Raw genomic sequence first — 22,598 nt, 5'->3', positions numbered from 1 at the left:
GTCCACTGCCTTCACCCTTTCCCCTATTTTTATCAAAAGAAAAAGAGCCCTCGAAAGAGCTCTTACAGAACTTTTGCCGATACGACCGAATCAGCCCAAGCAAACGCTGGGAAGTTCAACGCGACGCCTGCCGTCCGGAGTCGGATCGGGTTCTTCGTTACATCGCGGAATACAAACAGGCCCATGTCGCCGGTTTGCTCCGCTTCGATCTCGGCCATCATTTCCTCGGTTGTCTTCGCCCAGAGGTAGTTCCCCAGTGGACCATCCGGCAGGAGAATGAAGCGATCTTCTGGAACCATTCGAACCGTTTTGAAGGACAATTTGCCCCCAGTCAAAGCCCGGTCCTCTGTACGTGCTTGTGTGTCGTAAGCTGCCAGAACCGGGAATTCCATCGATTCAAAAACAGTGTCCAATTGAGCCTTCGTGAGTTGCGGAGGCTGCGCGTTGCCGCTAGGGTCGCCGTGGTAAGCCTTCCGGATCGACAGGTTCCGGCGCAGGAGGGTGATGATTTTCTGAGAGGTCAACGCCCGACGCAATCGAATGCCTTTAGCTCTCCATTGGTCAACCCAAAGCTGGATATCATCCAGTGGCGTGGAGTTTACAATATCGCTCCAAAGATCCGTGCCGCTAAGGACCGGCTTTTGCTCTGCAGTATAACCGAAGTCAACGTCAACCTTCACGTTACCTTCGGTATAAACCACCTTACCGCTCCAAATGCTCGTCATGGCGATCCACTCACGGCGCGCGCGGATGGCATCAACTGCATATTGAGCATCGTTAAGCTGCCGGTTACGCAACTGGTTACGCTCCTCGCTGCGAAGGCCGTAGCTTTGAGACGCTTGGAGTGCCATGCGGACAAGCTTCTCATCCATGTAACGCCCCCGCTGAATCTTCGGAATCTCAATGCGCGATCCCTTCAGACCTTCCCGGGAACCGTATTCGACTTCGGTACCGAGTTCGGCGATTTGGGCCATGACCGGCAGTCGCGGCGACTCTTCCTGGATGACATCGACCGTAAGCTCCGCAGTTTCCCGCGGAGGAAACAACAGCGGATGCAAATATTCATTTGAGACTTCGAGGTTCCGGGAATAAACGAGCAGGTCTTCCCCAGTCAAAGCCTCATCCAGTGTCAGATCGATCGGATCATCGCCGGCAAAGGTCTGCAGATCTAGTTTGTAACGCAATTTATACGACTTTCTCATATATGTTCAATCCTTTCCGTGTTTGGATATTAGGCAAAGACGATATGCGGCATCTTCTGGCGCAGGGTGTCGTCTACGGTGACCGGAATTCGGTCAGCGATTACCTTTGCCACCTCGTAACCGCCGACAACATGATCGCCGTCTTTAACGTTGACCGTACGTTTCAGGATGACGGTTGGGTTCTCGCTGCCATTGGTGCCTGCAGGATCGTAAGGCACAAATTTCCCGGAGGCGGTGAGTTTCGCCATCGGCATGCCTTTTTTGATAATCTTGTCACCGTTAGCATCCGCAGTGACAGCTGCCGAATCAATTGTGATACCGTTGGTTACCTCCCGGATCACCTCAAAGGATGCCAGGATTTCGTAATCATCATGGACAGTTACTCTTTGTCTTGGTTGCAGTCTCATGAGTACATTCCCTCCTTATTTTCTTGCCCACGGGTCATTTACGGCTTGTCCTCCGATCGTCCCGCGATTCTTGGCTAAATTGATGATTTCTTCCTGCCGTTTCTTCTTGTCGTCGGGGCTTCCGCCGCCGATATCGGCGCCGATCCGGCCGCTGCCGGATTTCGCCTTCAGGAGGTGCGGCTTTTTCTTGGCCAGCTCCTCGAGCGCTTCCTTCACGCCTTCCAGCTCACCCTTGTCGTTCTCCTTCACGGCAGACAGATCGGCGAGCACCGCAGCGTCCTCCCAATCGGCGAACCCGAGTTCATTCGCCAGCACCTTAACCTCGGCGTTGAGCAAGCGCTTGAATGTCTTGTCACTCTGTTCCTTCTCGCGGGCCTTGATCTTCTCGTCAACCAAACGGTCGATTTCCTCGGGGTCAAGTTTCCCGAATTCCTTCTCCTGCTCTTGGTCTTTCGGCTTCAGGGCGGCTTGCATGGCTTCCACTGAGTCGAAACCCAGTTGCTTAGCCAGAGTTTTCTGAGCAGCCTTTTCTGCACGCGATAGACGTTGCTGCACGAGCTGGTCGAGTTCCGCCTGTGTGAACGTCTTCTCGCCGTTGCCGGCGTCGCCGTCACCACCATTCCCCCCAGCTCCATCTCTGCCACTGCCCTCGCCGCTTGCTCCACCGCTGGCACCGCTATCAGCTGCAAATAGCTGCAGATCCAATACCAAAGGAAACCGTCTTGCAATATATTCGTGCATCTTTATCCTCCTGTTTTACGTCCGGGTGGACATCCTCGAATAGCAGTTTTACGTCATGCCACGGTTTGGACAAAAGAAAAAGCCGCTCTAATATGAGCGACTCTGTGGTTTATATTCGTGTAAAACCAAGCTCTTGTATTCGATGTATGAAAGCTTCATATTGTTCTGAGTAAGTTTGATTTGTTTGCATGATACCTTCAGCAATACCAGTAAGTTGATTAATAGTATATTGACCTTCTAGGGTGAAGTTAACTTCACACCCAGTTTCATTCCATTCGAAAATTTGATTAGAATAGCCTACGGAGCTCTCCTCTCCAGGGGCTAATTGTTCAAAGTGTTCCACTACTAAGTATGGTATATCTACCCCACCAACGTTTCTAGGCTCTTCTCGCCATACTTTAAAGGCAATATGATCGTCTGGACGATACGGAAATTTGTTAACTCTTAAAAAATACTTTGTCACAAAACCACATCCTTATGATTGATACCTACTTTCTAACCTCTTAATGGATGCATGTCAATAGGCTATATTTTCAGGGGCACTTCTATAAGGTCAACTTCTTATTTTTTATGTTTGCCCTTTGATAAAATTCCTGCAGATCCTTGTATGCCTGCCCGCCTCTTGCTTTCAGCCAGGCGAATGTCCTCAAATCCGGCGTATCGTTTGGCAACACAGCCTTATACCGCATCCACTGCTTGCGCGTTTCATTCTTCCGCACCTTGTCCCGCTGGATCTCGTTGTACCGCCGGATGTTCGATTCGGTGCGGTTATCGGTAAACGGCCGGTTCGATGCGGCCAGCATCCGCTCCACCTCATCAGGCGACTGATACTCCTCGATCCAGGCACTAATGGAATGGACGCAATGAGCATGGTACGGGGGCCGGATCTCCAGTTTCGGGAATCGTGAATCAGCACCACTGATGCTGTACACCCGCCCTTGATACTTAGCACAATACTCGCAGGTTATTCCCACATAATTCACATAGATCAGGTCGAGACCGTTTTGAACAATCGTGTTCTCGGCTCCTGTGACGTGGGCCTTGCGAAGATTGTACTGAACAACGCCGTTCATGTACTTATCCGCCGGGATCCTCGCCCCGTTCTTGGCTATAATGCCCGTGATACCCTGCTCGGTCATCTTGGCGACAGCTTCTTTGGTAGCCTGCCGCCGGCTAACACCTTCAGTCAGCATACGCTCCGTCGCGGTACTCACGATCTCCTCCACCCGACGTTTCGCGTCTTGGGACATATTGTCGGTCGCCTCGAGGATCCGGAAAAAGGAATCATCCATGATCGCCTGCACGGCCTGCTGATGGATAATCGGTTCAAGGGCGGTGTTGACTTGGTTCTCGGGCATTCCCTGAGCGATCAAGCTGTTGACCGCCTCTTGGGATCCGGCTTTATACGAATCGGCCAACAGTTCGGACATACTTTGCGCAGCTCCGTCTGTCAGTTCAGCAAGGATCTCTTCGATCTGCTTCAGGATTCGCTCCTTCCGTCGTCGCGTGTAGCTTCCGGACTCGAGGGAGCGTATCAGTTCGAGCAGTCGTTCACCGGCCTGGCTGTAAAGTGCGATTAGTTTGTCCGCATCAGCCATCAGCTACCACCCAGATTCATTCGCGGTGGCTGCGTAAAGGTTGGGTTCATGGAGTCAGCCGTCTGCTCGTCCTGAATCTTCTGGATCTCGGCCATGATTGCCTCCTCGGACCAGTCCGGATGCATACGGCGAACTGTCGTCTCCAGCGACTGAACACCGCCGGCATACTTCTCGATTTCTTCTGTGTCCTTCTCGCTATCCGCCTTCGGCAGCAGTTCGCCCCATTCGACCACGGGATCGGTTATCTTAAGGTTCTGCCCGCCGATCGCATTCTCGAGGATCATGCATTTCCGAATGGCAGCCTTGATCGCCGCGTCAAACTTGTCTTTGATTGCCTCGGCCTTGATCACGGATTGAATCCAAAGATAAAGGAGCGCGACGCCGGATTCGCCTTTGCCTTCCTCGAGGCCGGCAGCTTGCGGAGACGTCTTGCTGATGGCCAACATGTACTTGATCAGCCGAGTGACATGTTCGAAGCTCTGCTGCGTCTTGGCGTCCCAAGTGATATACATCGGGACCGCCCCCGTCTTGTCGTCATAGGATACGACCTCTAGGTCAGCGTTCCGTACAAAACGCCCGCCATAGTCCCGCTGATTTTGAGACGCGACCGTATCCCACAGCGCCCGGGGAATAGCGAGTTTCGGCTTGCCGTGCTTATCAAACACGATGCTGTCCCGGGTTATGGTCCAGTTGATCTCCTCCTGCAGTCCGTCAATGTTTCGGAGTGCGGATCTCCCCCGGGGATACGTGAGCGTCTCGTCGTTGGTGACCATTCCACAAAGCAGCTCGTTCACGCCCGGTAGCTCAACGTCTTCTGGGATATCCAACTCGTAATCCGAAGCGTACTGGCCAATATCGAGTTGGTCGCCCACATTATCGCCATCCATCTTGAAGACCAGCTGCTGAATGGTGAGCCCTTCGACCTCAAGTCGTTGTCGCTCAACACGAAGGAATCGGTCCTTGCGATTTTCGTTTCCCCGCTCTTCAAACCATACGACATCCGCGCCGCGGCCGTCATCGTGTGGAAGGTACTGGTCCCCCAGGATCCACTCAAACCATACATTCCCGGATTCGTTCCGTCGAACCCGGTAAGCTACCCTGCCATCAACCTGGTGCTGGGTAATCGCCGACCAAACCTTCTCATTTGGTTTGCTGGCCGTTACAACCGAAGATACGAAGTCCAACTCTGGACCTTCCTCCGTATCCGCCGAGATGTTTCCAAGTGACCGGTTCAGGAGATCCGCAGGCACCTCTGCAACGAGGCTACTGAAGTTGGCCACGATGTATTGATGATCCGCGCTGAACACCTTTTCCACCTTACGCCAGGATCGAACGCCGACACGGCGGTGAACGGAACGCTTTTCTGTAACAACAGAGCGCGCCCTCGGGAAGATCTCGGCATGCTCACCTTCATACAGCAGCCGGTAATACAGCATCATGCCGATCTCTTGATCAAACGGCGGCGGCGGGAAACTCCTCTTTGAATAAACAATCGTCAAAAGTATTCACCTTCTTTCTACCAGCCTGCCGGCCGTTGACTGGTGTAATGGACTACTTTCTCGGTGACGAACGAAAGCACGACTGCATCAGCTCGGTCAGGGGAATCAAGCCCGCGCTTCTTCATGTCCTCTTTACGCTCGAGCGCAAGCTTCCCTTTGCTGGTCATTCTGTATTTGCGCTGCGTCAGCTGGGTGATTAGTCGTTCGTCATTGGGCAGTTCAATGCTGACCGGCTCCCCCTGCAGGTGCTTCGAAAAGCATTCCTGAAGCACATCCCGAATAACGGCCCAGGCCTCCGTTCCGCGATTTTCATAATGCTCGATTTCATCGTCAGTAGGTTTGCTGCCGTTGTTCACTGGAATGACCCGCCATCCATACAGCCCCTCTTCCCTAATCACCTCGTTCAGTCGGTCGGTGACACCCCCGCCGACCCCGCTGTCATCGACTTTGATTTCGACGAATTGCAACTGCGGATAGGAACTCAGCATTTCCTTACCGATATTCAGAACCCGGCCAGCGGTCTCCATCGTGTCCTGTTTGTTGTAACACCGTAGTGTAAAGACCTTCATCCCAATTCGCGGCGCTATTACCGTCTCGTCATCACCAAATCGTGCTACGTCCACACCTAAATGCAACGTTTCACCGACAGCGTCTACGGTCGCGCTGGCGGCCAGCTCGGCAAGCTCGAGGGCGATAAAGGCGTCCGCCTCCGCTTTAGGGAACTCTCCATAAACCCTGACCCGTACGACGTCGCTCTCGGCGCCGTACTTGTCGATCAGCATCTGGATGTTCTCTTTGCTGGCCCGTTTGCTGTTCCGGCTATCGACCTTGTGCGTCCGGAACCGGCTACGGTCCCGGTTATGAGAATCATAAAAAACCCCACTCGTACGAGTCGGGTTTCCGCACATTAATAATTTGTTTTCAGCCCCGGATAATGTACCGAGGATCGCTTCCATGATCGGATCCGCAACACCAGAAGCCTCATCGACCACGAATAACATGAAGTCTTCGTGAAACCCCTGCATGTTTTCCGGCTTATTCGCCGTCCGAGCAGTCGCAAACCACCGCTGTTCATGGCCAATCATATAGACCTTGGTTTTGGTCCACTTTAGGAGGTTTTTGACCATAGAGTTCTCAAGCCATTTGGCAACCTCGGCCCAAAGCACATCATGCAGCTGCTGCTTCGTTGGGGCCGTACACACAACCTTTGGATTGGGACGGCAGCAGAGGAACCAAATAACCAATGCAGCCTCAAGACCCGTTTTCCCTACACCTTGGCCGGACCTGACGCTCGTCCTTGGATATTGAGCAACATCTATCATCACATGGCGTTGCCAATCGTCCGGATCAAAACCGAGCATATCTTCTGCAAATGACACAGGATCATCCCAGTAAAGGTCGAGCAGTTGCTCGATTCCTGCAATCACGTTAAATGGCTTACTCATCTGCTTTCACCTTTGCTCTACGCCGTTCAGCGATAACCTGAAGGGCATCTGTCCAGCTTTGAGTCGCGCCGGCTCCTCCCTGGAGCTGCTGCAGCTCGATCTGTAGGATAGCTGTACGGACTTGTTTCTCCTCATCGACAGCGATCAGCCTGTTCATTAGCTCAACAGCCTTTAGCTTCTTGTCCGTCACTCGAGTCAGGGCTTCTTCGATCTTAAGGATATCATCGACGGCACGGTATTCTGTTTCTTCGACTTCCGATTCAACCATTTCGGTTCTGGTAACCGGGATTGTTTTGGTGAGTCCGGACTTTTCATCATGGACCGTCATTACATCCTTGATTGCTTTTAGTTCATTCAGGACTCGCCGCTGCTTCTCGGTCAGGCCATTCATTAGCTTTCCGATGCGCTGAAGCATGCGTCGCTCACGGATAGCCAGTAGCTTAATGGACTCGGCTGCCTGTTGGATTGGATCTGTGTCAACAAGATCGACAAGGTCCTGCTCGTCCTCTTCCAGTGCATCCATCCATATCGTCTCGTATTCGCCGGTCGTGACCGCCTTTTTATTTCGGGCAGGACCGCCCGGCCCGCCGCGGTTACCCTTGGCATTCTGATTTCCAGGGGGAGCACCACCGCGATTTCCGGTTGCATTTTTGTTCCCTTTGGGAGCGCCGCGTTTAGTAACGTTACCTTTCGTTTCATTGGTAACGTTACCTTTCAAATCGGCAGCCCACTTATCTTGAGACTTCCACTTTCTGACCTGTGTCTCCCCAATAGAAAGAGCAGCGGCGATGTCTTTTAGCTTCATCGTCCCGCCGCTCTCAAGCCACATTTGTTTTGCCTTGTCCCGGTCGGGACTTCTTTCTCTCGCCATGCTACACCATCACCACCCCCAACAAAAAAGGACAAGCTACAAGAGCTTATCCTTTTCTAATTTCATCACCGCAACTAAGTTTATTCAGTTTAACTTTTTTCCTTTATGAGAGGTGATTGAATCAATGTCGCAAAATTGAATTGATGTACGTGACCATCATTTAGTGTAGTTTGACCAGTAACAAAATGAACGTGTTTGCCTTTTCCTACTGGAATAGCTGGTCCTGTTCTAATCTTCTTCAATTCATGAAAATGGTCCACAGAGTCAGTTCTTTCTAAATCAATTTCGTGTACATGACTTCTCCCCACACGAATAGCTTGCCCTGTAACACCTGCAAACCGATGGTTATGTCGATCTTGACCTTTTTCAGCTAGTTTAGTGCTACCTACAAATTCATGTACGTGGATTTGTACGCGTTTAGAGCCTGTTATTCTTGTCTTCACTCGCCTTATTGCCTTCTTTGAAGGCCGTTTCTTCAGCATCCGTTGTTTGCCTCCTTTAAAATAAAGCGACTTCAAAACATCTTATTGAGGCAAACCTAGGAAAGTGCAAGGCCATTATTAGGAATTCAATTTCTTTGATTACACACTAACTGCTAACAGTCTATTTACTATCCAATACCGAAGCACAAAAAAGTACTCAATCATAGTTCATCCTTCTGTAATTCTATATCTATTTCAATCAGCTTTTTCAGGTCGTCCACCGTTTTGATTTCAATTCTACCTTCCTGAAAATCTTTGACCCATTTGGCTATGCCGGCCTTTACGATCTTGCGGTATTGTTCTTTACTCTCGAGGATTCCTTCCATGATTTGAAGCTCATGCTGCAGAAGCAAATCTTTATTCTCAGGTGTTCCCATTGTCGTTCCCCTCGGCTTTCCGTTATGATGGAATGCGAGATAGCGGATGTCAGCTAAATGCCGCGCGCGGCGGGCCGCTATCTCAGCCGGGGGATACCCTGGACCATGGGAGGGCGTGTCAGCGCCCTCCCTTTTTATGTCTCAGCAAATGAAAAAACCGCCCCTAGGCGGTTGGTCTAAAATCTAATATATTCTGTATCCTACAAGATGATATCGAGCATCTACAGTATCATTCCACAGGTCCATTTCAACAGTTCGCCCATCAGGTCTGCGCAAACTAATCCTTATCTCAAAATACTGTGTACCATGGATCGCATCCACAGGCCTTGCTTTTTCATTTTTCATATTAGCTGTTACACGCTCATTAATCGAGAGTATTTGTTCTCGATCGAATTTTGAATATTTCTCTTTGAAAATCATATTTAACGATGCGATAATCTCTGGTTTCAATTGCTGTAGTAGTGCTCTTTCAGTGACTTCTAGTTTGGGGTCTGAATGGGCCGAAGCTTGTGCCCCCAATAAAGGAAAACTTCCAAGGAAAACAACGACGATTACTAATACAAATTTTATCTTCACTTAATCACCTGACCATTTTTTTCTTAGTATGGCCCTGCTAAGAAAAGATATGTAGACGGCTGATTTAGTTTCTTAATATATCTAAATAATTTGGAGGAAAGTCATCCTTATCAGGATCCTTTAAGTGCTGTACGCTAATAAGCTTCACTTCTCGAAACGATACTTCAAAGGTGAACCTATCTTTTCCGACTGGGATATGTGGGCCTATAAACGGAACAGCTTCTAACGTTATTAAGAAAATGAACCCTCGAAACCCGTTTACTCGTTCAACGCTTATTACATCAACAAAATTGGGATAAAATAGTGGTACTTCAGTTAGCAATGGCGCATAAATTTCTGGAAGCTGCTCTTGCATATATGGTAATAGGAAAATCATTAGCATGTCTTGGAACTGGAGTTCTCTCGATTCTTGGGGCTTATTTATTTCGCCATAGCAAACTCCTGTTTGCAGAACGAAACTAAGTATCAAAGAACATACAATCTGCCTTTTTATCATTGAAAGCACCATCCTTCTAAGGAATAACAACTTTATCCTTTGAAGGATATCAAAGAATTATACTTCGCGATGAATAAGAACAGGCTCGTAACCAGTAGCTGCCTGGTACCGCTGCTTAATGACGTCACAGAATACTGGATCGAGTTCCAATGTCCGACACACACGCCCCAATTGGTCACAGGTCATTAGAGTACTGCCGGATCCGCCAAACAAATCGACGACCAAATCCCCCTTCTGGCTGCTGTTACCTATCGGTATGGCCAGCAGCTCCAGCGGCTTCTGTGTGGGATGAACGTATTTGCCAACATCTCCTCTGGAGACCTCCCAGACCGTCGCAGGTTCAGCGGGCTCACCAGGAAGGCCGGCGCGCCACACCGTCGATTGGCGGCGGTCGCCATACCAAGCAGGAGCCTTGCCGCGCAGATGGGCATAAAAGACCGGTTCATGCTGCCATCGGTATTGCGACCAGCCAAAGGATGCTGCATTTTTCACCCAAATGCACTGGCTTCGAACAACGATGCCTGCCGCGTTCATGGCATCCTCGAATTCTCGCTGATAAGACGATGGGTGAAAAACATAGATAGCGGCCGTCGCCTCCATAATCGACGAGTACCGTTCAAATATGGCTTGCAAAAAGCCCGCAAATTCCTCTGCGGGCATGTTGTCGTTCATTATGCTGCTGCGACCATCAGCGGCCAGGCGCTCCGAATCGCTCTCTACGGCCACATTGTACGGCGGATCCGTGACAACTAGGGCCGCTTTTGCTCCTTCCATCAATCGTTCAACGTCTGCCGGATCCGTAGCATCTCCACAGACCAACCAATGGGGGCCGAGCTGCCAGACATCGCCGCGCTGGGTCTCCGGTTCTTTGATGTCATCCAATGCCTTCCCTATGTCGAAATCGTCCTCAACGACCGGCTCTTCAATATCCGGAACTTCAGGCAGAGCGCTGACAAGGTCCTCGATCTCCTCCTGGTCGAAACCGGACAAATAGAGATCTGCGCCTGACTCCTGCAGTTCGTCCAATAGCCTGGCCAGCGCTTCCTCATCCCATCTTCCAGATACCTTATTCAGCGCCAGATTAAGCAGCCGTTCCTGCTGATCGTCCAGGTCAACGACTGAAACCGAGAGCTCGGTCCGGCCCAGCTCATGGACCATGATCTTATATCGTTGATGCCCGCCGACCATGTTGCCGGTACGTTCGTTCCAGACGATTGGCTCGACATATCCAAACTCCTCGATGCTACTCTTCAGCTTTTCATATTCTGGATCCCCCGGCTGCAGATCGATCCTCGGGTTGTAAGCAGCTGCGTTAATCTGATCTATCGAGATGACTCTGATGTCCATAGTTGTACCCCTTTTATTTTTTTACACAAAAAAGGCCGCTTTAGTTAGGAAGCGGCAAACCCCTGCGATCCACACTTTACCCGCTGCAGTCACGGATCTTGAGAAGAAGACAATTCAGTACAAGAGTGGAGTTTTAAAAGCATATGCACAGAACCTGGCGTTATTCATTAAAGCCAATAATTGAGTTGAGTTTGTTTAGTAAAACGTGCACAGTAAACAGGTGCACACGCCAACGCTATTCCCCTTCTCTGCCGTTTTCCGATCCCGTGCCTACATTCGCCTGCATCATATAGAAGGCCCCTTAAATCGACGCATATTCGGCCCCTTAATTCAAAAGAAAAAGCACCCGAAGGTGCTTGGATATTAAATAGCATCATTATTTCTTAAATTAATCATTAGTTGAGGATTATCTTTCTCTACGCTGTAAAAAAACACTTCGTCTACTTTGTTCTCGACATCCCATTCTTTTATGCTCCACTCATTGGTAGTAATCAGTATGACTTTTCTCGATTTTGTGTTGTTAAGTTCCGTCAAAAAATTATCATAACGCTTAGAATCATCTAGTACTGTTTGAACAGGAAAAAATACCGTGAAACTACTATCGTTACCTTTAGGATTACTCCTTGTAGAAGTAACATAACTGTTTATATTTACAGTCATCCTTCCTAAATTGTAAGTAGTTGTTGACTTAATCGTATTCGGTAAAAGCCTTTTGTTAAATGCACGGTTGATAAAGTCTGGTATATCAGACATAGAAGAAGTTCTAATAATTCCTCTATCAAATTCTCTATTCAAACAAGATAGAACAACCTTTAATTTAGCTTGATTATCATAACCTCTTACCAGAAGTATCTTTTTGGAGTCATCTTTCAAGAAATTTAGAACAGCTTCAATAGCCTTTTTTTCATCACTCACAGCTCTCACCCCCTGTCATTTATAACTTATACTTCGGTAACCGGAAACAATTTCCTCCCATCTAAGAACTGTACCATGACATTCTCTATTTGAGTTGAGTTGGTTTCTAATAAGTTGCACGACAGGCATGCCCATCGCTGCCGGTTTTCCTGCCTCATGATACTTCTACACGAATCTTGATCGAGGGCCGCAAAACGGATTATTACGTCGTATAAAAAGAATAAGCACCCATTAGGGTGCATCTTAAATGCCCATCATTAACATTTCAAAGAGGAGGATCAATGTTTTGATTGTTGTTTTTTATCATTTTCTCGATAAATGGTGGAATAGGCAAGCCAGTTACGGCCATATTTTCTATAGTTCCTTTCAATTCCCCATAAACTAACCAAACTAATAACAATGCATAAAAGGTACCCTCTGGTAAACCATCAAATGAGATTACTTGACTTAGCATATTTCCAACAAATAGCCAAAAGTAAGGATGAATGAATATTTGAATATTACGATTAAATTGTATGTATTGATCAGTTTCACGTCGATAATTGTTGGCCCATAAACGTGAGATAAAATGAGCAACTGTTAAACCAATAAAAACCCAACTTAGTGTATTAAATTCTCCAAGCAACAACGTTAAACAAGCACCTAAAACTGAAAAGAATAATTTAAAACTATGTACCTCTGAAAATTCATTCCAAGATCGTTGTACATCATGAAAACTGAGTGGTAGAAATGCCGCTAATTTCCTCACTAACTTACCTCCCTTTTCTTCGGGATGGTAATTAATATGCACGGGCTTGGTATTTATGCTTTGATTGTGTTCAACAATTGCCTCACTTGTGCAATGTAAATATTCCATTGCTTTTTCAATTACACCAAGATAATTATCATCTATTTCTTTGTTTCTACTTGTATCAAGTACTTGCCAATATAAAGACCTTGATTCTTTAAGTACAGATTCAATGTTTTGCTCTATTTCATTATTTAAGTGATGTTCCGCTTTATTTTTGCTTGCAGAAATTTCGGATAATAACAGTAATTTTGTTGCTGTGTTATCATTCATATTGTTTGGACCTCAGAACTATTCTCTTCTACACTAAAATACTCAGCAGCTATATTTGTTAAGTTCATTCTATAATACTCAATACAATCGAACAACTCTTGGTTATCACTGATTTTTTTGTTCGGGCTCCCATTAATTATAAGAGCAGTTCCATCTATGTTATTAGAATCAATCAATCTGAAATTAACTGGAGTATCATCTTTACTGATAATAGAAAAATGAATATTAACATCTTCTATGACATCTGTTTCTTTAAACTCTAAATTAATAAATCTACTGTTGTTTTTCTTTTCTTCAAAAAATGTTAACTCTGTCTGAGTAATTGTTATTTTCTTGAAATCTAGGTGAGGTGTTAGAATTGAGAAAAATTCCTTGATATAATCTATAGACCCCTTCTTTATTGCGAAAGAGATCTCAATGCTATCTTGTTTAAACTGAATTCTTAATAACGGAAAAGCATCAATCAAATCAATACTATTAATATTTATATCAGTTTCTTTGAAGTTATATTTTTCCTTTATGGTTCTTAGCCACTCAAATTCCACTTGTTTAAGATCAAGTTTATGAAAAGACAGGCTAACTTCGACAACTAAAGGACGAAACATATAAAATTCCCCCCTACATTCAGCATAACAACGTTGAACTAGTACTTTTTATCTAATATCTCATCATTACCAAGATGTGTCAATCGTGAAACACCTAATCTATTAATTACATTCCTTAATAATTGCTTTGACTTTATATTGGATAACCGTTGCTTGAATCTAATCAAACCAATTTCAGAAACATATTATACTCCCTGCCCTTTATAAAGAAAAAAAGCGAGAAGAGGAACGCCCAGGTGCCGCATTCATGCGACTCCTGCGTGTCATTCTCGCCTTTTTCTATGGTTACATCCTATCACTGAAAAATAGTCGTATGGTGTTCAACTTAGGGTCATTTTATGTTCACTTTACAGTCACAATCGTCCATGTACTTCTAATGCAACAAAAGAAGGTTTACGATAATAATATATAAACATATTTTACTTATTGATAGGAGTGCTTAATATGCGGCCGTTTATTTACTTGCCCCCCCGGCTTAAAAATGACTTTAAGAAAGAAATTGGGTTGTTTGTCACTACGTATATAGAGAGAATTTCACCTGTCTTTTCTTCAATTGATGATGAATCTCAACAAAAAGCTGAAGAATACTACAGTGAAATTGGTTGTTACTTTGACCCGGAACGCGATGACCCAGCTGAGTATGCACAAAGAGCACATGAGTTTGGTTATGAATACTGGGCTGGAATGATGCTCATGCAGTACAATACACGTCTCATGAATATATCAACACTATACCAGTACTGGGAACAACAACTCAGGAGATTTTTTTACTCAGAGTTGACGAGGCAACACAGACTTTTTGATACAAAAGGGCGTCAGTACGAATTCAAAAATTTCTGTACTAACATAACCCAGATTGAGAATGTATTGTTGCAATGTGGAGTTGACAAAAACTCTCTCAATTCATGGACTAAGATTAACGAGCTACGATTGGTGCAGAATGTCATTAAACATGGGGATGGTAAGTCCGCAGAAGACTTAGAAATAAGTCGACCTGATATATTCCGAACAGTTGCTGATAGTGAAACACGAATTAAAGACTTGTATCTGTCGATATTGAATGAACGAGCACTTGATATTGATGATTCTGAATTCATAAAATACGGTGAAGCACTACAAGAATTTTGGGATGAACTCCCGGAACATATGTACCTAGAAATCAATGATGAAGCATAATCTCACTGTCCGAAAATAGATTCTTCTAAACATAGAAACTTCAAATTCCTTAAAGCAACGGCGGACTAAGATTGTGCACTATCTAGTCCGCCGTTTTTTTATTCTCAATATTCTGCATCATCTTGCTCGAAAAACCCCATAAGCTTAAGGGTATTTGCCATACTTTCAGTACCTTCAGCTATCTTGCGGCGAATAGTACTTTCACTCAGACCGTGCCGGAAGAACAACAACGTCTCCTTGTAGGAGTAACCCTGCATGTACCTGTAATCGACAGCCTCCCTTTCATCATCGTCCTGAATCAAACTGAAAGCTCTGCGAAGCTGATGAGTATAAAACTGATATCTCTGATATACCCAACGCTGCTTTTCAATCAGAATCGTAGCGTTAGCCGTCTTATCAGCATGCAGATCCTCCTGATCGATTCGACGAGCCACCTCGCCGTCAATTGTCGTCTGCTTCAACTCTTTCTCAAACTTTTCGAAATCCTGCATGAGCATAGTCATCTCTTTATATTTACCGAGTAGGAACTTTGTTCGCTGGATCTCCGCTTCATTTGCTTTTGGAAAGAGCTCTGCTTGTCCCCATGCCATCGCCATTCCCCTCATTCCCCTTTATGCTATAATGGTGAGAGGAATTAATAACTTCTGACCCCCGCCCCTGCCACGGATTTGGGGGTCTTTTCATTTTATTAATTATCTCCTCCGTACTCATTTATTTTTTGTTGTATCCTATCCTTGAGCAGTTAATTTATATATCAGATCGCAGCCTATATATTCTTTCCGAGATGAAAATGATGAATGGTAAGAAGTTTGTTATAGTTATGACTCTTGTTTAGCTAGTAATATGCGCTTGCTCTTTAGTCGCAGCACAACTCCTTAATTCTCTTTAAAGAATGTGGGTTTTCTCTTCTCGTCCAACGTTCGTCTCTTCCATTCATATATTCAAGGTCGGCTGAATCACTGCTGTCCGACGCTCGGCAATCTCTACATACTGCGGTCCCATCTCGATGATGGTGCATTCCCGGTTATTCTCCAGAGCAACCTTCAGTGTGGTTCCGGATCCTCCAAAAGGATCGAGGACCCTTCCGCCGACGGGTGCGCCCGCCAAAATACATGGCTTAATTAGCCATTCAGGAAAAACAGCGAAGTGAGCTTCAGTGAAAGAAGCTGTCGGTCCTGTAAATACTGATCGTCTATTACGCATCTTTGGTAGAACGAACGGTTTCTCTCCATTCCGTCTAGCAGAATTCAGTGGTTTATTATAGACTCCACGAGAGCCGCGGACTGAAAACAGGGCTTTCATGGCTCCATTCACTTTGGCACCTCCTGCAGCTCGTTTAGATCCTTGTTGAGCTTCAACGTTCTGCGCTAATCGAGCGACGGACGTTTCGGCTAAAAGTTCCAATACAGCATCGCGATCATAATAGTAGCGTTCAGACTTCGCCAGCAAGAAAATATATTCATGCGCCTTTGTAGGACGGTCTCGAACGCTTTCCGGCATCGGATTTGTCTTATTCCAGACATTATCCATCCGCAAATACCAACCGTCAGCCTGTAATGCAAAGGCTACACGCCAAGGTATTCCGACCAGGTCCTTTCTCTTCAACCCTTCCGGTGGCTTTCTCCATCCATTCTTGCTTGATCGCCCTTTCCATGCCCGCCGTTCATCCATGAAGGCACCACCTCCACCATTTCCTCCGGCCGCATAGGAATCCCCATAATTTAGCCAGAGTGTGCCGTCCTTTCGAAGCAACCGCCATACTTCCCTGAACACGAGAACCATATGAGCGACGAACATTTCTGGCGTTGGCTCCAAACCAAGGCATCCAGTCCACTCCGAAACGGTCATGGGAGGCAGCCCCGGCATTGGTGTGTACGTCACTTCTGGCCAGTAAGTCGGCTTCAACCCGTAATCTCTCAGCCCAAAATATGGAGGGGAAGTCACGCAGGTGTGAAATGATTCAGCCTCGAGCTGTGGCATGACTTCTATGCAGTTTCCTTGTATTATCACTCCATTTCCCCAACTTTCTTTAATTAATCTTGCAAATATGTCATGATTCTCTTAATAATTCCGATACAAATTAATATAAAAATAACTTAGAGTTGGTGACATTACTTGACTAATCAGATACAAAGTGAAATTTCACGTCGTTTAGAAATGTGGAGCACGCTTACCAGAGCAGTAGATGCTAATAACGTCCCTCCAAAGTTATTGCGAGATCTCAATTTTTTTTCTGGTCAAGCCGGAATATACAGAGACATCAAGCGAACAAAACAATGCACAGTTGATGGCGCCGGAATAGCTCTATCACTGTTACATACTGGACGACATTATCCGGACGATCTCTCAGATACCGAAATCATCTATCACTACCCAGAGACTTCACGTATTGGGAATACAGACCAGAACGAAATTCAATCTGCAAAAAATGCATCCAAATTCGATGTCCCTGTGTTTGTCATTTCTATGCATGGTACTAACAGAAAAGTTCAGTTAGCAAAAATCACTTCGTGGGACGACACAACTAAAACTTTTTTGGTGTTATTTAAGACCGACCAGCCAATGTTCATGACCTACGATGAAAATACAGATGATACACCATTTGTATTAAAATCTGATCCTAAACACATACAAGGGACTACCGTTGTCAAAAGCCGTCCTGGGCAACCCAGTTTTAAATTTAATGTTTTTAAACGTTATGGCGCAGTGTGTGCAGTATGTGATATAAGACTCCCTAATCTCCTACAAGCGGCTCATATTGTACCGAAAAAGTATCAAGGTTCAGATGATCCTCGCAATGGTTTAGTGTTGTGTGCAAACCATCATCTAGCCTTTGATTCAGGGCTTCTTAAAATAAATCCTGAAACGACCGCCATTGAGGTTACACCTAAATACACTGCTTCAATGATGGGTATCACCCGTTCCAATCTAAATCATTTACCAAATCAACCTCACCCAGATGCACTTAAATGGCGAGAGACAGAAGGAGCTAAGTAATGGAATCAGCTCAGCCTTTTACGAACATGAATAAGGAGATAGTTGAGCATGAAAAATATTAAACGCAGTGCTAGAATTTTCTTCGGATGTGTCTACATTCTTGCAGTACTTAGCTTCCTTGTTCTTTTTGGCCTGTTGCTTTATTTCGCCTTTATTGATGATCAAATTGTTTTAAATACAAAAATCATGAGTAGAATGTCCCTCATACTAGCCGCTATATCATTACCAGGAATAGTAGTGCAATTACTATCTCTCCTAACTATCAACGATAAAAAGAAATACATAGCTGAAACTAAATGCCCTAATTGCAAACATACTGTGGATATAAAACTCATAGAAGAATAATAGTGAGAAGCGGCTCAAGCCGCTCCTCCATCCTTCATCATTTTGGTGACCATTTCCTTATATTTTTTCCACTTTGGCTGAAGCTGGCTTGATGGTACACCTGCAATCTTTGAAATCTCAACCCAAGTCTTACCTTCATTCAGTCGTTTTTCTAAAAACAAAGGAAAATCCAACGGGATATCTTCGAAAGAAGGGCGTTCTTTCAGAATGTACTGTTCCAGTTCCTCCTTGCTGATCTCTTGATCGCTAGGAGTCCGGCTTTCCTCAGTTTCATAGTTCTCGTTCGTTTCTGGATCCTGATCAGCGTCCTCAAAACTCATCTCCTGTCCACCAGACTGCTCATGCTGTTCATGCATCCATTCCGGAAGATCAGAACCTTCTTGCTTCGAACCCTCGCCTATGATTTCCTTTTCGTAATCGTTCAGCTCGTCGCCATCTTCTGCCGGAGTGTCTTCTGCCGGCGGTTCCCCTTCCGGATCTCCTGCCTGATCCTCGCCACGATCCGCTTCTTCTCCTGTTACCGGTTCATCAAGCTGCAGCTCCGCCTGGTTCTCATCCTTCTCAGGCTGCTCGACCGATGTCACCACGCCGGAAGCATCCGAAGTCACTCGGCGGCCGCCCGTGTAAAGCTTATACGCGTCATCCTCCTCATCAAAATCGAATGACATTTGCGGATCCCCAAGGAATACGTTAAGCTCTTCCCCTTGGTTGTTACTTAAGAAGACCAAATGCGGTAATGCTGCTTTAAGTGGGAAGGTCAGTTTTATCTCAATGGACGATTCCCCAATTTTGATGCCTTTTGCTAATTCTCCAGTAAGCTTCGCAAAATCTTTCCCCATATCGATCACTTTCCCTTCGAATTTTTATGATAAGTCCTTGATTTTGACTTCAATGCGCGGCCGGCTGCTGTATCTCTTTTGAACAAACACCTCGACCACTTGGCTGTCATCCTTCCAGATTACCCCCTTCAAGGCATCCTTTACGCCCTTCAGGTAGTTGTCCACGTCAGGCTTCGTAGTTGGCCGCAGCTCCCCGGCCTCCGCCGCCGCTGCCTTCCGCTTGCTAAAGCTCTTGGGCATTGATCGGTAAATGGTGAGCATCATCCCGATCGGCCCTTCCAAAAGATTAGCCGGCGCGTGCTCTGCTGCAGCGAGCCTTACATAATCCTTGTAATTCCTAGACTTTGCCGGGTCATATGCCTTAACGAACCCACCGGCTGTGCTGAACTTTGGCCTTGCCTGAGCGACGGGTTCTCCGTACACGGTGAACTGGATCATATGGCGTCGCCTCCCTTCTCGATTCCCCTATCAGCACAAAAACTTCACCTATCAGGCAGCCAGAGTCATCAAAAATGATGTCGTACGGCGTCTCTTGAAAAAATGGATCCAATCTCTTGCTACTTCGCAATGGCTCCGCCCCCGATCGACATGACCAAATTGAATTCCTTCACGCCTTCTTCGATAAGAGCCAGCTCAATATCAGCAAATTCGGCTAGCAGTTCCTGCCGATCCGGCACCAGGCCGGTATGGATGTACCGTTGCCTCATGTACTCGTAAACGTGCCAGTGACTCCACCTGCTCATCACGCACCCCGCCGGATCGTCCGCGAACTGCCAGTGTACCGATGAATCAGGACCATAGTTGCAGGTGTATCTCGCTCTACTAGCCAGTTTTCGGGGTTGAGTCCCCGATCTTTGATTTCATTTCTTTGCCGCCTCGTCGGCCGCTTTCCGTTCTTCATCTCCCATTAGCCTCCTTTGGCTCACGCCCATTGGCGCTTATCCATATTGACTACCTTGTTCTGTTTTGGCGGCTGTGGACCGGGATCCGAATGCACCCGGTCATAGTTAACAAATTTGTTGAACTGCTTTAGGAATACCAGTTCGACGGTTCCAACCGGCCCGTTACGCTGCTTGGCAATAATAATCTCGATGATGTTCTTCTTCTCGGTCTCCGCGTTGTAGTAGTCATCCCGGTAAAGGAAGGCCACAATGTCGGCGTCCTGCTCGATTGATCCGGATTCCCGAAGGTCGCTCATCATCGGACGCTTGTCCTGCCGCTGCTCAACGCCCCGGCTGAGCTGGGAAAGTGCAATGATCGGAACATCCAATTCCCGGGCCAAGTGCTTCAGCGTCCGGGAGATCTCCGATACCTCCTGCTGCCGGTTCTCCGGCCCTCTACCCTTGCTGACGCTTGCGATCAGCTGCAGGTAATCGATCACGACCAGACCGAGTCCCTCCTGTTTCTTGAGGCGCCGACATTTCGAGCGGATATCATGGACCGTGATTCCGGCCGAGTCGTCGATCAAAATATTCGTACCGCCGAGGACGCCTGCGGCATCGGCCATCTTTGTCCAATCCTCAGCCCCCATATCCCCGATTCGGAGTTTGCTCGCTTCGAGTATGCCCTCAGCACTGACCATCCGAGTGACCAACTGCTCAGCTGACATTTCCAGACTGAAAATAGCAACTGGATCCTGGACACGAGTGGCCACATTCTGAGCGATATTCAGGGCGAAAGCTGTTTTCCCGACCGACGGCCGGGCTGCCACAATGATTAGATCGCTATTTTGCAATCCTCCTAGGATGGCATCCAAGTCCGTGTAACCCGTCGCGATCCCGGTGACCTTCCCGGTTTTATACACTTCGGCCTTGTTCTCGGTCGACTCAATGACATCGATCAAAACATCTCTGACACGCTTGAAATCCTGTTTGGGAGCTGCCCGATCCGTTAGCTTGGCTGCGGCCGTCTGCATCTCCGCGGCAATGGTTTGGATGCTTCCCCCGGCCGTTGCCGCGGCGATCTGGGACTGAGCCGTTCGAATAAGCTCTCGCAGCAAATACTTCTCCTCAACGGAAGCAACATAGCTTTCGATGTTCGCCGCTGTCGGCACGGCATGAGCCAATTTCGAGAGATAACTAACGCCTCCAATGTCCTCCAGCTCGCCATTGTTCTGCAGCCGGGAAGCCAGTGTCACAATATCAATTGGCTCGGCTTCCTCTGCAAGTTCTGCCATCCGTCCGAAGATGATCTGATGCTCTTTGCGATAAAAGGCTTTAGGATCCAGAGCCTCAGCGTGTTCGTAGACGTCTGGCTTCACCAATATGGCCCCGATCACTGAGCACTCAGCAGCCAAGTCATGCGGCATTTCTGGCATGATCATGTTAAGCACGTCCGAGTTTTGCATAAATAGACTCCTTCCAGCCTGGCGGCGGTGGGCACGCTTCTTGTTTAGCCCGAGCACGCTCGGTAAAATACTCTTGCGTGTAGGATTTCATGCGGTCACGCTCGATCTGTTCGCCGAGGCTTCCTCTGATTTCTGAGATACCGGGCGGCCGTTTACTTGTCTTGATGTGCTGCTCGACATTACGCAAAGCTGCTTCAAATGGAAAATCCTTGAGATATTTGTAGTGGCGGTCGACCTCGTCGTCGCTGTCGTTAAAATATGGGTACTCTTGCTTGATTTCGATGAAAAGGTCGATTACCTCAGCTCTGTTCACGCTGTCGTTCCTCCCTTGCTCGTCTTCTTAAATCCTCAAGAGCCTGCTGCTGCTTGCTCATTCGTTTCGGTTGCTCTGGCGTTCCCTGGGCGACTCCAGCCATCGGCGGACTGGTAGTTTGGGAATTGCGCCAAGCTTCGTTGATTCCATCCACGTAGTATAAAAAGCTCGTCGGGCACTTGAAGTCTTTCCCTTCACGATCACGCTTTGCCTGAAGCAGGCTCTCCATAGTTGAGATGGTAAAGGGTACCGGCATCCCCCCGGCGACCATCCTACCCATGGCTTCGCGTTCACGTGGTTTTACGTGAAAATCCAACTTGCCATGCAATTTGCAATAAGCATTTAAAATGACGATCATTCCGTCAGCCTGAGATGGCGATCCAGGCTCATCCTCAAACCACTCTCCGTCAGTAGTAGTAATAGGAGTAGTAGTAGTAATATCTTTTAGATCAGACATTTCTGTCCGATCACTGGCTAAATTTTGCTCATGATCGGACATATTTGTCTGTTCACTAGGCGACTGATCGGACAAATATGTCTTATCACTGCGTTTGTGATCGGACATATTTGTCTCTTCACTTTTGGGGTGATCGGACACTTTTGTCTTCTCACTTTCGACTGATCGGACATTTTTGTCCGGCCACTTCTTCGAATTCCGAACCGATAAGATCAATCCACGTGCTGCCCTGGTTACTCGTATGTATTCATGCTGCTCTAAGGTGTCCATCCAGCGGCTCACGGTCTTGTCATTGACTCCGAAGTACCCAGCAATCTCGGATAGTTTTAGGGGCCTACCACCAAGGACGATGCCCCAGACTGTTCCCCCCTCCTCAAGCTCCCTTGTTGTGGAGCTGATGCACCAGAGGAAAAGCCATATCGAGCTGCCTATGTTCTTGTAGTGTTCTGGCTCCAGCAATCCGGAGTACATCGGAAAAGGGTAACTGCCTTCGGGCATTCGCT

At 47.1% G+C, this 22,598-nt stretch carries 28 protein-coding genes; 3 read left to right on the top strand and 25 right to left on the bottom strand.

Going from position 1 to position 22,598, the window contains the following annotated elements:
• Positions 1-62 precede the first annotated feature (62 nt).
• From NST44_RS16105 to NST44_RS16030, 16 genes are all read right to left on the bottom strand, one after another.
• Positions 63-1,202 (bottom strand): major capsid protein, encoded by a 1,140-nt coding sequence (locus NST44_RS16105; protein WP_340900120.1) that lies wholly within the window; start codon positions 1,200-1,202, stop codon positions 63-65.
• Positions 1,203-1,231: 29 nt separating this feature from the next.
• Positions 1,232-1,609: a head decoration protein gene (locus NST44_RS16100; protein ID WP_340900119.1), complete on the bottom strand. Its 378-nt coding sequence runs from the start codon at positions 1,607-1,609 to the stop codon at positions 1,232-1,234.
• 15 nt (positions 1,610-1,624) lie between these two features.
• Positions 1,625-2,350, bottom strand: coding sequence for a scaffolding protein (locus tag NST44_RS16095; RefSeq protein ID WP_340900118.1), 726 nt, complete (start codon positions 2,348-2,350; stop codon positions 1,625-1,627).
• A 109-nt stretch (positions 2,351-2,459) separates the two neighbouring features.
• Positions 2,460-2,813 carry a hypothetical protein gene (locus NST44_RS16090; RefSeq protein WP_340900117.1) on the bottom strand — a complete coding sequence of 118 codons (354 nt, stop codon included), beginning with the start codon at positions 2,811-2,813 and terminating at the stop codon, positions 2,460-2,462.
• An 82-nt stretch (positions 2,814-2,895) separates the two neighbouring features.
• On the bottom strand, positions 2,896-3,948 hold the full coding sequence (locus NST44_RS16085; protein WP_340900115.1) for a phage minor capsid protein: 1,053 nt from the start codon (positions 3,946-3,948) through the stop codon (positions 2,896-2,898).
• Complete coding sequence (locus tag NST44_RS16080) at positions 3,948-5,447, bottom strand: hypothetical protein (RefSeq protein ID WP_340900113.1); 1,500 nt, start codon at positions 5,445-5,447, stop codon at positions 3,948-3,950. The genes NST44_RS16085 and NST44_RS16080 overlap by 1 nt, the downstream gene beginning before the upstream one ends.
• Positions 5,448-5,464: 17 nt before the next feature.
• On the bottom strand, positions 5,465-6,892 hold the full coding sequence (locus NST44_RS16075; protein ID WP_340900111.1) for a DEAD/DEAH box helicase family protein: 1,428 nt from the start codon (positions 6,890-6,892) through the stop codon (positions 5,465-5,467).
• Positions 6,885-7,763, bottom strand: a complete 879-nt coding sequence (gene terS / locus NST44_RS16070) for a phage terminase small subunit (protein ID WP_340900109.1) — start codon at positions 7,761-7,763, stop codon at positions 6,885-6,887. Before terS ends, NST44_RS16075 begins: the two co-directional genes overlap by 8 nt.
• Before the next feature lie 89 nt (positions 7,764-7,852).
• Positions 7,853-8,245: a YmaF family protein gene (locus NST44_RS16065; protein WP_340900107.1), complete on the bottom strand. Its 393-nt coding sequence runs from the start codon at positions 8,243-8,245 to the stop codon at positions 7,853-7,855.
• Between the two features lie 161 nt (positions 8,246-8,406).
• On the bottom strand, positions 8,407-8,622 hold the full coding sequence (locus NST44_RS16060) for a hypothetical protein (protein ID WP_340900106.1): 216 nt from the start codon (positions 8,620-8,622) through the stop codon (positions 8,407-8,409).
• A gap of 183 nt (positions 8,623-8,805) precedes the next feature.
• Complete coding sequence (locus tag NST44_RS16055; RefSeq protein ID WP_340900105.1) at positions 8,806-9,198, bottom strand: hypothetical protein; 393 nt, start codon at positions 9,196-9,198, stop codon at positions 8,806-8,808.
• Between the two features lie 64 nt (positions 9,199-9,262).
• Positions 9,263-9,694: a DUF3888 domain-containing protein gene (locus tag NST44_RS16050; RefSeq protein ID WP_340900104.1), complete on the bottom strand. Its 432-nt coding sequence runs from the start codon at positions 9,692-9,694 to the stop codon at positions 9,263-9,265.
• Between the two features lie 57 nt (positions 9,695-9,751).
• Entirely contained in the window at positions 9,752-11,041 is a 1,290-nt protein-coding gene (locus tag NST44_RS16045; RefSeq protein ID WP_340900103.1) for a site-specific DNA-methyltransferase, read from the bottom strand.
• Positions 11,042-11,404: 363 nt separating this feature from the next.
• Entirely contained in the window at positions 11,405-11,956 is a 552-nt protein-coding gene (locus NST44_RS16040; RefSeq protein ID WP_340900102.1) for a hypothetical protein, read from the bottom strand.
• A gap of 265 nt (positions 11,957-12,221) precedes the next feature.
• Complete coding sequence (locus tag NST44_RS16035) at positions 12,222-13,016, bottom strand: phage holin family protein (protein ID WP_340900101.1); 795 nt, start codon at positions 13,014-13,016, stop codon at positions 12,222-12,224.
• Entirely contained in the window at positions 13,013-13,621 is a 609-nt protein-coding gene (locus NST44_RS16030) for a hypothetical protein (RefSeq protein WP_340900100.1), read from the bottom strand. The genes NST44_RS16035 and NST44_RS16030 overlap by 4 nt, the downstream gene beginning before the upstream one ends.
• A gap of 444 nt (positions 13,622-14,065) precedes the next feature.
• Here NST44_RS16030 and NST44_RS16025 point away from each other — a divergent pair, with 444 nt between their 5' ends.
• Positions 14,066-14,797 (top strand): hypothetical protein, encoded by a 732-nt coding sequence (locus NST44_RS16025; protein ID WP_340900099.1) that lies wholly within the window; start codon positions 14,066-14,068, stop codon positions 14,795-14,797.
• A 104-nt stretch (positions 14,798-14,901) separates the two neighbouring features.
• Here NST44_RS16025 and NST44_RS16020 read toward each other — a convergent pair whose 3' ends face one another.
• Positions 14,902-15,393, bottom strand: coding sequence for a hypothetical protein (locus tag NST44_RS16020; protein WP_340900098.1), 492 nt, complete (start codon positions 15,391-15,393; stop codon positions 14,902-14,904).
• A gap of 337 nt (positions 15,394-15,730) precedes the next feature.
• On the bottom strand, positions 15,731-16,777 hold the full coding sequence (locus tag NST44_RS16015) for a DNA-methyltransferase (RefSeq protein ID WP_340900097.1): 1,047 nt from the start codon (positions 16,775-16,777) through the stop codon (positions 15,731-15,733).
• A 135-nt stretch (positions 16,778-16,912) separates the two neighbouring features.
• Here NST44_RS16015 and NST44_RS16010 point away from each other — a divergent pair, with 135 nt between their 5' ends.
• Together NST44_RS16010 and NST44_RS16005 are read left to right on the top strand one after the other, a co-directional pair.
• A complete protein-coding gene (locus NST44_RS16010) occupies positions 16,913-17,794 on the top strand; it encodes an HNH endonuclease (RefSeq protein ID WP_340900096.1) in 882 nt (293 codons plus the stop codon).
• Between the two features lie 48 nt (positions 17,795-17,842).
• Positions 17,843-18,139, top strand: coding sequence for a hypothetical protein (locus NST44_RS16005; protein WP_340900095.1), 297 nt, complete (start codon positions 17,843-17,845; stop codon positions 18,137-18,139).
• A 14-nt stretch (positions 18,140-18,153) separates the two neighbouring features.
• Here the strand turns inward: NST44_RS16005 and NST44_RS16000 are convergent, their stop codons facing one another.
• The 7 genes from NST44_RS16000 to NST44_RS15975 all read right to left on the bottom strand — a co-directional run bounded on the left by NST44_RS16000 (position 18,154) and on the right by NST44_RS15975 (position 22,593).
• Positions 18,154-18,978, bottom strand: coding sequence for a hypothetical protein (locus NST44_RS16000; RefSeq protein ID WP_340900094.1), 825 nt, complete (start codon positions 18,976-18,978; stop codon positions 18,154-18,156).
• A 24-nt stretch (positions 18,979-19,002) separates the two neighbouring features.
• Positions 19,003-19,416 (bottom strand): RusA family crossover junction endodeoxyribonuclease, encoded by a 414-nt coding sequence (locus NST44_RS15995; protein WP_340900093.1) that lies wholly within the window; start codon positions 19,414-19,416, stop codon positions 19,003-19,005.
• Positions 19,417-19,535: 119 nt separating this feature from the next.
• Complete coding sequence (locus NST44_RS15990; RefSeq protein ID WP_340900092.1) at positions 19,536-19,721, bottom strand: hypothetical protein; 186 nt, start codon at positions 19,719-19,721, stop codon at positions 19,536-19,538.
• Positions 19,721-19,879, bottom strand: coding sequence for a DUF6906 family protein (locus NST44_RS31085; RefSeq protein WP_445670719.1), 159 nt, complete (start codon positions 19,877-19,879; stop codon positions 19,721-19,723). The genes NST44_RS15990 and NST44_RS31085 overlap by 1 nt, the downstream gene beginning before the upstream one ends.
• Before the next feature lie 21 nt (positions 19,880-19,900).
• Complete coding sequence (dnaB, locus tag NST44_RS15985) at positions 19,901-21,325, bottom strand: replicative DNA helicase (protein WP_340900091.1); 1,425 nt, start codon at positions 21,323-21,325, stop codon at positions 19,901-19,903.
• Positions 21,303-21,638 (bottom strand): replicative helicase loader/inhibitor, encoded by a 336-nt coding sequence (locus NST44_RS15980; RefSeq protein ID WP_340900089.1) that lies wholly within the window; start codon positions 21,636-21,638, stop codon positions 21,303-21,305. Before NST44_RS15980 ends, dnaB begins: the two co-directional genes overlap by 23 nt.
• A complete protein-coding gene (locus NST44_RS15975) occupies positions 21,625-22,593 on the bottom strand; it encodes a hypothetical protein (protein ID WP_340900088.1) in 969 nt (322 codons plus the stop codon). The genes NST44_RS15980 and NST44_RS15975 overlap by 14 nt, the downstream gene beginning before the upstream one ends.
• Positions 22,594-22,598 lie beyond the last annotated feature (5 nt).

This window comes from Paenibacillus sp. FSL W8-0919 (assembly GCF_038003785.1).
GTDB classification, from domain to species: Bacteria; Bacillota; Bacilli; order Paenibacillales; family Paenibacillaceae; genus Paenibacillus_AQ; species Paenibacillus_AQ lactis.
Note: the sequence above shows the minus strand (reverse complement) of the source record. Positions and strands in the feature narration are given on the sequence as shown.

Bases quoted from the DNA above. Each gene is read 5' to 3' on its own strand.
- NST44_RS16075 (WP_340900111.1), bottom strand. From the start codon at position 6,892: ATGAGTAAGCCATTTAACGTGATTGCAGGAATCGAGCAACTGCTCGAC.
- NST44_RS16015 (WP_340900097.1), bottom strand. From the start codon at position 16,777: ATGCCACAGCTCGAGGCTGAATCATTTCACACCTGCGTGACTTCCCCT.
- dnaB (WP_340900091.1), bottom strand. From the start codon at position 21,325: ATGCAAAACTCGGACGTGCTTAACATGATCATGCCAGAAATGCCGCAT.
- NST44_RS15975 (WP_340900088.1), bottom strand. From the start codon at position 22,593: ATGCCCGAAGGCAGTTACCCTTTTCCGATGTACTCCGGATTGCTGGAG.
- NST44_RS16035 (WP_340900101.1), bottom strand. From the start codon at position 13,016: ATGAATGATAACACAGCAACAAAATTACTGTTATTATCCGAAATTTCT.
- NST44_RS16020 (WP_340900098.1), bottom strand. From the start codon at position 15,393: ATGGCGATGGCATGGGGACAAGCAGAGCTCTTTCCAAAAGCAAATGAA.
- terS (WP_340900109.1), bottom strand. From the start codon at position 7,763: ATGGCGAGAGAAAGAAGTCCCGACCGGGACAAGGCAAAACAAATGTGG.
- NST44_RS16050 (WP_340900104.1), bottom strand. From the start codon at position 9,694: ATGATAAAAAGGCAGATTGTATGTTCTTTGATACTTAGTTTCGTTCTG.
- NST44_RS15995 (WP_340900093.1), bottom strand. From the start codon at position 19,416: ATGATCCAGTTCACCGTGTACGGAGAACCCGTCGCTCAGGCAAGGCCA.
- NST44_RS16045 (WP_340900103.1), bottom strand. From the start codon at position 11,041: ATGGACATCAGAGTCATCTCGATAGATCAGATTAACGCAGCTGCTTAC.
- NST44_RS16100 (WP_340900119.1), bottom strand. From the start codon at position 1,609: ATGAGACTGCAACCAAGACAAAGAGTAACTGTCCATGATGATTACGAA.
- NST44_RS31085 (WP_445670719.1), bottom strand. From the start codon at position 19,879: ATGAAGAACGGAAAGCGGCCGACGAGGCGGCAAAGAAATGAAATCAAA.
- NST44_RS16085 (WP_340900115.1), bottom strand. From the start codon at position 3,948: ATGGCTGATGCGGACAAACTAATCGCACTTTACAGCCAGGCCGGTGAA.
- NST44_RS16060 (WP_340900106.1), bottom strand. From the start codon at position 8,622: ATGGGAACACCTGAGAATAAAGATTTGCTTCTGCAGCATGAGCTTCAA.
- NST44_RS16095 (WP_340900118.1), bottom strand. From the start codon at position 2,350: ATGCACGAATATATTGCAAGACGGTTTCCTTTGGTATTGGATCTGCAG.
- NST44_RS16105 (WP_340900120.1), bottom strand. From the start codon at position 1,202: ATGAGAAAGTCGTATAAATTGCGTTACAAACTAGATCTGCAGACCTTT.
- NST44_RS16030 (WP_340900100.1), bottom strand. From the start codon at position 13,621: ATGTTTCGTCCTTTAGTTGTCGAAGTTAGCCTGTCTTTTCATAAACTT.
- NST44_RS16025 (WP_340900099.1), top strand. From the start codon at position 14,066: ATGCGGCCGTTTATTTACTTGCCCCCCCGGCTTAAAAATGACTTTAAG.
- NST44_RS16065 (WP_340900107.1), bottom strand. From the start codon at position 8,245: ATGCTGAAGAAACGGCCTTCAAAGAAGGCAATAAGGCGAGTGAAGACA.
- NST44_RS16005 (WP_340900095.1), top strand. From the start codon at position 17,843: ATGAAAAATATTAAACGCAGTGCTAGAATTTTCTTCGGATGTGTCTAC.
- NST44_RS16000 (WP_340900094.1), bottom strand. From the start codon at position 18,978: ATGGGGAAAGATTTTGCGAAGCTTACTGGAGAATTAGCAAAAGGCATC.
- NST44_RS15990 (WP_340900092.1), bottom strand. From the start codon at position 19,721: ATGAGCAGGTGGAGTCACTGGCACGTTTACGAGTACATGAGGCAACGG.